Source organism: Mesorhizobium sp. (assembly GCF_004962245.1).
Taxonomy (GTDB): Bacteria; Pseudomonadota; Alphaproteobacteria; order Rhizobiales; family Rhizobiaceae; genus Mesorhizobium.
This window is the reverse complement of sequence record NZ_SUHQ01000001.1, coordinates 377525-385505: the sequence shown is the minus strand read 5'-3', so window position 1 is coordinate 385505 and position 7981 is coordinate 377525. Positions and strand designations below refer to the sequence as shown.

Annotated in this window: 8 protein-coding genes, 1 pseudogene and 1 riboswitch; of the genes and pseudogenes, 5 read left to right on the top strand and 4 right to left on the bottom strand. The window is 63.2% G+C overall.

Features of this window, described 5'->3' with window-relative positions:
- The 4 genes and pseudogenes from E5X88_RS01865 to E5X88_RS01850 form a co-directional block, all read right to left on the bottom strand.
- Positions 1–625 (bottom strand): annotated as a pseudogene (locus E5X88_RS01865) (cobaltochelatase subunit CobN); the annotation flags it as partial.
- A gap of 18 nt (positions 626–643) precedes the next feature.
- On the bottom strand, positions 644–1681 hold the full coding sequence (cobW, locus tag E5X88_RS01860; RefSeq protein ID WP_292157605.1) for a cobalamin biosynthesis protein CobW: 1038 nt from the start codon (positions 1679–1681) through the stop codon (positions 644–646).
- Positions 1678–2112: a DUF1636 family protein gene (locus E5X88_RS01855; protein ID WP_292157603.1), complete on the bottom strand. Its 435-nt coding sequence runs from the start codon at positions 2110–2112 to the stop codon at positions 1678–1680. Before E5X88_RS01855 ends, cobW begins: the two co-directional genes overlap by 4 nt.
- A 37-nt stretch (positions 2113–2149) precedes the next feature.
- Positions 2150–2354: riboswitch (cobalamin riboswitch) on the bottom strand.
- A 29-nt stretch (positions 2355–2383) separates the two neighbouring features.
- Entirely contained in the window at positions 2384–3583 is a 1200-nt protein-coding gene (locus tag E5X88_RS01850; RefSeq protein ID WP_292157601.1) for a winged helix-turn-helix domain-containing protein, read from the bottom strand.
- Positions 3584–3918: 335 nt separating this feature from the next.
- On the opposite strand from E5X88_RS01850, the gene E5X88_RS01845 reads away from it, so the two are divergent.
- The 5 genes from E5X88_RS01845 to E5X88_RS01825 are packed head-to-tail and all read left to right on the top strand — an operon-like array spanning position 3919 to position 7978.
- Positions 3919–4284 carry an NADH-quinone oxidoreductase subunit A gene (locus E5X88_RS01845; protein WP_292157599.1) on the top strand — a complete coding sequence of 122 codons (366 nt, stop codon included), beginning with the start codon at positions 3919–3921 and terminating at the stop codon, positions 4282–4284.
- The gene (locus E5X88_RS01840; protein ID WP_027156092.1) at positions 4275–4856 is read left to right on the top strand and encodes an NADH-quinone oxidoreductase subunit B family protein; all 582 of its coding nucleotides are present in this window, start codon (positions 4275–4277) and stop codon (positions 4854–4856) included. Before E5X88_RS01845 ends, E5X88_RS01840 begins: the two co-directional genes overlap by 10 nt.
- An 8-nt stretch (positions 4857–4864) precedes the next feature.
- Positions 4865–5467, top strand: a complete 603-nt coding sequence (locus E5X88_RS01835) for an NADH-quinone oxidoreductase subunit C (RefSeq protein WP_292157658.1) — start codon at positions 4865–4867, stop codon at positions 5465–5467.
- A complete protein-coding gene (locus E5X88_RS01830) occupies positions 5468–6658 on the top strand; it encodes an NADH-quinone oxidoreductase subunit D (protein WP_292157595.1) in 1191 nt (396 codons plus the stop codon).
- Positions 6659–7978: an NADH-quinone oxidoreductase subunit E gene (locus E5X88_RS01825; protein WP_292157593.1), complete on the top strand. Its 1320-nt coding sequence runs from the start codon at positions 6659–6661 to the stop codon at positions 7976–7978.
- The last annotated feature ends 3 nt before the right edge of the window (positions 7979–7981 follow it).

The window sequence follows — 7981 nt, the reverse complement described above, 5'->3', positions numbered from 1 at the left end:
ATCTCCCCCCTTGCGGGGGAGATGTCCGGCAGGACAGAGGGGGGTGGGACGGATCGCCAACCTCAATAACTCCGCGCCCCGGCTCATAAAAACCCGCCTTCGGCACGACAACCGGCGCGACAGTTGCGGCTTCCGAACCCGCCAGCCGCGCCAGCCTCTGCACCAGCGCCTTCATATTTGCCGGGCCGCCTTCGCGGAAATAGTCGAGCAGGCCATCGAGCTCCTGGCGCGGCAGCGTCGAGCCTTCGATCAGCCGCAGATCCTCGTCGCGGCATTCGCCGGGCAAAAGCGCCAGCTTTATGCCGCGTGCGCGTGCGGTCGAGGCGAGCTGATCGCAGCCGTAGCGCCACCAGTCGTAACCGCCGAGGATGCGAACCAGAATGACCTTGGCGTGCCTGGCGACACTGTCGATCCAGAGGTCGACCGACATCGGATGGCGCAGATCGCGCAAGGCCGCCAACCGCATAGACGGCAGGCGATCCGCGTCCGCTTTCCATGCCGCCGCCAGCCCTGCCAGGTCACTGTCGGTGAAAGACAGCGCCACGACATCCGCAGGCGTCTGCCTGAGATCGACCGGCTCGGCGAGATCGTCGAGCGAGGCGGATGTGGTGGTGAGGATGTGCATCGCGGCTCGTGCTCTAGGTCAGCCGGCGAGAATACGCTCGATCGCCGGGCGGTTCAGCCCTTTCAAGCCGATGACGACGAGGCGCGAGCGGCGGTCGTCGCCAGCGGTCCAGGCGCGGTCGTAGTAGTGATTGACGCGCGGGCCGACAGCCTGCAGCAAGAGCCGCATCGGCTTGCCGCCGACTTCGACGAAGCCCTTGACGCGCAGCACGTTTTCTTCCTCCGCCGCAGTGGCGACGCGCAAAGCCAGCTCATCGGGATTGGCGATCGACGGAATATCGATGACGAACGAGTCGAAATCGTCATGCTCGTGGTCGAGCTCGTCGTCGTGGTGGGTCTTGCGGTTCTCGATATCGTCCTCGACGGCAAGGCCGAGGCCGAGCAGCACCGACGGATCGACCTTGCCTTGCGAGGTCGGCACGATCTTGACCGCGCGGGCGACATGCTCGCCGATGATGGTATTGGCGCGAGCCGAGCCGGCAGCGTCCATCAGGTCGCTCTTCGACAAGATGATCAGGTCGGCGCAGGCGAGCTGATCCTCGAACACCTCCTCGACCGGATCGTCATGATCGAGCGTTTCGTCCTGCGCCCGCTGCGCTTGCAGGGCATCCATGTCGTTGGCGACGCGGCCGTCAGCCAGCGCCGGTCCGTCGACCACGGCGATGACGCCATCGACCGTCACCCGGCTTTTCACCGACGGCCACTGAAAGGCCTGGACCAGCGGCTTGGGCAAAGCGAGGCCGGAGGTTTCGATCAGGATATGGTCGACCTTCGGCGACAGCGACAGGATCTGGTCCAGTGCCGGGACAAAATCGTCGGCAACGGTGCAGCAGATGCAGCCGTTGGCCAGCTCGACGATGTTTTCCTCGGGACAGGTGTCGATGCCGCAGCCCCTGAGGATCTCGCCGTCGATGCCGACGTCGCCGAACTCGTTGACGATGATGGCCAGACGCTTGCCCCCGGCGTTTTCGAGCAGATGGCGGATCAGCGTCGTCTTGCCGGCGCCGAGGAAGCCGGTGACGACGGTGCAGGGAACACGCGAAACAGATGCGGTCATGTCAGGTCCTTCACAAGGTCGAGGGGAGGGATGCGGGCAACGAGGCCGCGCTTCAGGGAGTCGGGACGACCGCGCCATGGAATGAGGCCGTCCGTCGAGGTGGCGAAGAGCTTTGCCCCGGTAACGAGGTCCGCCCCGCTGGTCGCAGTCAGGTCGCCGAAGACATAGCTCCAGCAGCCGTCGCGCAAAATCGCGGCGCTGAGCCGGCGCTTGCAGTTGCCGAGGCATTCGACGCTGCGGATACGAACATTTTCGCCGGAAGCGGCGCGGCGCGTGTCTTCGGCGAGCAGTTCGCCGGCGCGGGGATGGCTGTCGGAGCCGGTCTCATTGCGGCAGGAGGCGCAGACGATCACGGTGACGCCGGCCAAGGCATCCCTATCGCCGGACGATACGCCCGCTGTCTCAGCCGAAAAACTGCTGTCGCGTTCCAAATCAGGCTCCTTGCCCGGAAAACCCGCCAGGCGATCGGATTCTTATGTCCTAGACGGCAGGTCTCCTGGCTCGCGGGTCATCGCCTTGGTGCCGCCTTCCCGGGACCGTCCCAGTGGTTTTCGGCCTTGGCTCGTCGCTTACAGTTGCGGGGACAGCCGCGGATTTGAAATCGAGATTTCGCACCGCATTCCCTCTTGGCTCCTCCCTTTGCCGAGAGGAGACCGTCTGAACCGGATTTAGGCTTGTGGAGGCAGGCGTGTCAACGCATGGTTACGACGCCGTGATGTCGGCCAGCGCCGAACCCAGGTCTCCGACCGGTGTCACCTCGATTCGTTCGAGCCCGAGCCAACTCTGCATCAGTTTCAACTCCTCGAACAGTTCGGCTGCGGTTTGCTGCGGGGCGCCGGGCTCGGCATAGGCGGCATGGACGCGCAGCACGCTGGCGGGGCGGTCGGCCTTGAGGTCGATGCGCGCGACGATCCTTTCGCCGAGCAGGAACGGCAGCACGTAATAGCCGTACTGGCGTTTTTCGGCGGGGGTGTAGATCTCGATGCGATAGCGGAAGTCGAATAGTCTTTCCGCGCGCGACCGTTCGAAGACAACCGGATCGAACGGGGCGAGCAGCGCACGCGCCTCGATCTTGCGCGGAAAACGGGCGTCCTTGTGAAGAAAGGCAGGCTTGTCCCAGCCTTCGACGCGCACCGGCAAGAGGTCGCCCGTTTCAACCAGTTCCTCGATGCGGCCCTTGATGTCGGCGGGCGAAAGGCGAAAGTAGTCGCGCAGGTCGCCCGTTGTCGCGACGCCGTGGGCGCGGGCGGAGATGCGCAGCAATTCGCGGTGCGCGTCCTCAGGGGAGGGTACCGGCAGGGCAAGTATCGCCGGCGGCAGCACGCGCTCGGGCAGATCGTAAAGCCGCTCGAAGCCACGACGTGACGCCGTGGTGATGCGGCCAGCCCAGAACAGCCATTCGAAAGCGTGCTTGGCGTCGCTCCAGCTCCACCAGCCGCCCGAGCCTTTCTGGCCTTCGAGGGCGGATGCGGCGATCGGGCCGCGATCAACGACCTCGCGATAGATGTCTTCGATGTAGGCGGCGCGTTCGTGGCCCCACTTGGCCAGCCCGTTATACATTTCCTCGCCGCGCTCGGCCCGTTCCATGCGCCAGCGCATCAGCGGATAGGTTTCGACCGGCAGAAAGGACGCTTCATGCGCCCAGTATTCGAAGACCTTGCGCTTTCGCGTTACGGCGGCGTTGTCGAGCAGCGCCAGCGGGTAGGGGCCAAGCCGCGAATAGAGCGGCATATAGTGGGCACGCACCACCGCGCTGACGGAATCGATCTGCAGCAGGCCGGTCCGGCCAAGCACACGGGCCAGATGGCGGCGATCAGGCGTGCTGTTAGGGCGAGGATCGGCAAACCCCTGTGCGGCAAGCGCGGTGCGCCGGGCCATGGCGAGCGAGATTTTTTCCTTCATGCAGGCGGCACTCTGTTGGCGTTCCACCAAAGGTGGGAGCGATGATTCCGCGCCATGCTAGCAGGGTTTTGGCGGCATCTATGTCAGGAGAGAAAAGTGGAGTAAAAAGTGAAGGAAATCAAACAGGAGCGGATCGGACCAGTTTATCCGGATATGCCGTCCAGCACCGTGTTTTGAACAAGGTTTGACTTGCTTCGCCGAAAGCGCTGCGCTAACCCTCGCCGCGTTGCAGCATAGAGCCCCCTAAAACGGTTCAGTGGTTAAACTGTCACGCTTCCGCAAGTGGGTCCGGTGCTGTAATCAGAGTGGATTGGCCGCCAACGGAAAGCTGCAGCATGAACGCATTGTTGAGTTCGTACCTGCCCATCGTCCTGTTCATCGGCGTGGCGCTGGTGGTCGGCCTGGCGCTGCTTGCCGCACCGTTCCTGGTGGCCTACCGCAATCCCGATCCGGAAAAGCTTTCCGCCTATGAATGCGGCTTCAACTCGTTCGACGACGCCCGCATGAAGTTCGACATCCGCTTTTACCTGGTGTCGATCCTGTTCATCATCTTCGATCTGGAAGTGGCCTTCCTGTTTCCGTGGGCGGTGTCTTTCAGCGAGATCGGCATGCTCGGTTTCTGGTCGATGATGGTGTTCCTGGCGGTGCTGACCATCGGCTTTGCCTATGAATGGAAGAAAGGAGCGCTGGAATGGGATTGAGCGACAATTCCGGCACGCTCGTCGCGCCGAAGCCAAAGGGCATTCTCGACCCCAGCACCGGAAAGCCGGTGGGGGCGAATGATCCCTTCTTCCTCGAAATCAACAACGAGCTTGCCGACAAGGGTTTTCTCGTCACCTCGACCGAGGCGCTGATCACCTGGGCGCGCAGCGGCTCGCTGATGTTCATGACGTTTGGTCTGGCGTGCTGCGCCGTCGAGATGATCCACACCTCGATGCCGCGCTACGACTCGGAGCGGTTCGGTGTTGCGCCTCGCGCGTCTCCGCGCCAGTCCGACATCATGATCGTCGCCGGCACGCTGACCAACAAGATGGCGCCGGCGCTGCGCAAGGTCTACGACCAGATGCCGGAGCCGCGCTACGTCATCTCGATGGGCTCCTGCGCCAATGGCGGCGGCTACTACCACTATTCCTATTCGGTGGTGCGCGGCTGCGACCGCGTCGTGCCGGTCGACATCTATGTGCCCGGTTGTCCGCCAAGTGCGGAAGCGCTGCTCTACGGCATCCTTCTGTTGCAAAAGAAGATCCGCCGCACCGGCACGATCGAGCGGTGAGCGGGATGATCAAGCTGTCGTTGAATGAACTCTCGACCTATCTCGGCGAGGAGCTGAGCGGCCGGATCGGCGATGCGGTGTTTGCCTATGGCGAACTCACCATCTCTGTCGAGCCGCACGATCTGATCGAGGTGGTGACCTTCCTGCGCGATGATAAAAACTGCCAGTTCATCTCGATCATCGACGTCTGCGGCGCCGATTATCCGTCGCGGCCCAAGCGCTTCGACGTCGTCTATCATCTGCTGTCGCCGAAGCAGAATATTCGCATCCGCATCAAGGTCCAGGCCGACGAGGAGACGGTGGTGCCGTCGATCACCGGCGTCTATCCCGGCGCCGACTGGTTCGAACGCGAAACCTACGATCTCTATGGCGTGCTGTTTTCGGGCCATCCCGATCTGCGGCGGATTCTGACTGATTACGGCTTCGAGGGTCATCCGCTGCGCAAGGACTTTCCGCTGACCGGCTTCGTCGAGGTGCGCTACGACGACGAAGCCAAGCGCGTCATCTACGAGCCGGTGGAGTTGAAGCAGGAATTCCGCAATTTCGATTTTCTGTCTCCGTGGGAAGGTACGGATTACGTGCTTCCGGGGGATGAGAAGGCAAAGCAGTAAATGGCCGAAACTTCCGTTCGCAACTTCAACATCAATTTCGGCCCGCAACATCCTGCGGCGCATGGCGTTTTACGCCTCGTGCTGGAGCTCGATGGCGAAGTCGTCGATCGCGTCGATCCGCATATCGGGCTGTTGCATCGCGGCACGGAAAAGCTGATCGAAGCCAAAACCTATCTGCAGGCGGTGCCTTATCTCGACCGGCTCGACTATTGCGCGCCGATGAACCAGGAGCATGCCTTCGCGCTTGCCGCCGAGCGCCTGCTCGGCATCGAGGTGCCGAAACGCGGCCAGCTGATCCGGGTGCTCTATTGCGAAATCGGCCGCATCATGTCGCACATCCTCAATGTGACGACGCAGGCGATGGATGTCGGCGCGCTGACGCCGCCGCTCTGGGGCTTCGTCGAGCGCGAAAAGCTGATGGTATTCTATGAGCGGGCCAGCGGCTCGCGCATGCATGCCGCCTATTTCCGGCCCGGCGGCGTCCACCAGGACCTGCCGCAGAAGCTGGTCGAGGACATCGGCAAATGGATCGACCCGTTCCTGAAATCGATCGACGACCTCGACGCACTGCTCACCGGCAATCGCATCTTCAAGCAACGCAACGTCGACATCGGCACCGTCTCGCTGGCCGATGCCTGGGCCTGGGGCTTTTCGGGCGTCATGGTGCGTGGTTCGGGCGTCGCCTGGGACCTGCGCAAGTCGCAGCCCTACGAATGCTATGCCGAGATGGATTTCGACATTCCGGTCGGCAAGAACGGCGACTGCTACGACCGTTATCTCGTGCGCATGGAAGAGATGCGCCAGTCGGCCAAGATCATGCGCCAGTGCGTCGACCTGCTGCTCGGCAAGGAAGGCAGCGGGCCGGTGTCGAACCTCGACGGCAAGGTGGTGCCGCCGAAGCGCGCCGCGATGAAGCGTTCGATGGAAGCGTTGATCCATCACTTCAAGCTCTACACCGAAGGCTACCGCGTGCCGGCGGGCGAGGTCTATGCGGCGGTCGAAGCGCCGAAGGGCGAGTTCGGTGTCTATCTCGTCTCGGACGGCACCAACAAGCCCTACCGCTGCAAACTGCGCGCGCCCGGCTTCGCGCATCTGCAAGCCATGGATTTCCTGTGTCGCGGCCACATGCTTGCCGACGTCACCGCCGTTCTCGGCTCCCTCGACATCGTGTTTGGTGAGGTCGATCGATAAATGTCAGTCCGCCGTCTCGCAGAAGCCAGCCTCCAGCCAGCCTCCTTCGCCTTCAACCGGCCGAATGCGGCAGCGGCGAAGCAATGGATCAAGAAGTATCCGAAGGGCCGCGAGCAGTCGGCGATCATCCCCTTGCTGATGCTGGCGCAGGAGCAGGAAGGCTGGGTGACCAAGGCGGCGATCGAGACGATCTCCGACATGCTCGGCATGCCCTATATCCGTGGGCTCGAAGTCGCGACCTTCTATACGCAGTACCAGTTGAACCCCGTCGGTACCCGCGCGCATATCCAGGTCTGCGGCACCACGCCCTGCATGCTGCGCGGCTCGGAAGCGCTGATGGACGTGTGTCGCTCGAAGATCCATCACGACCAGTTCCACACCAACGACAAGGGCACCCTGTCTTGGGAAGAGGTCGAGTGCCTCGGCGCTTGCGTCAACGCGCCGATGGTGATGATTTTCAAGGACACGTTCGAGGATCTGACGCCGGAGCGGCTGGCCGAGATCATCGACCTCTATGATGCCGGCAAGGGCGCCTCGGTGACGCCGGGGCCGCAGAATGGCCGCATCACGTCCGAGCCGATCACCGGTCTGACGACGCTGAAGAGCGAAAAGGCAATCCTGAAGACGACCCGCGACAGGGAAGCCAAGGCGGCGACCAAGGCCGCCCAGGCAGCGCCGGATGCAATAGTCGCCCCGGCCGCACAGGCACCGGCTGGCCCCGTTGCGCCATCGAAAGCCAGCAAGCCGAAGACGGATGCGCCCGAAACAAGCCCGGCGCTGAAGTCGCCTTCGCCGGTCAAGGTGGCGCCGGCTACGGAAAAGGCGGCGAGCGTCGCCGCACCGCGGCATTCGGCCGCCAACGCCAACAAGGCCGCGCCGGAGGTCGAAAAGGTCTCGAAACAGCGCAGTGGTCCCAAGACCAAGGCTGAGCCAGCGGCTGCTTTCAAGGCGCCGGAAGCCAAGGGTGCACAGCTCGGTGCTGCCGGCCAGACGGCCGCCGCCAAGACGACCAATGCCAAGCCTGCCAAGCCCTCGCTCGAGGACAAGAACCGCCCGGCCGGCATCGCCAAGCCGGCGCTGGTCGACGATCTCAAGCTGATCTCGGGCGTCGGTCCGAAGATCGAAGGCATCCTGCATTCGCTAGGCATCTTCACTTACGCGCAAGTCGCGTCCTGGAAGAAGGCCGAGCGCGAATGGGTCGACGGCTATCTCAGCTTCCACGGCCGCATCGAGCGCGAAGACTGGGTCAAGCAGGCCAAGGCGCTCGCCAAGGGCGGGATCGCCGAGTACATCCGGGTCTTCGGCAAGAAGCCGGTCTGAGGA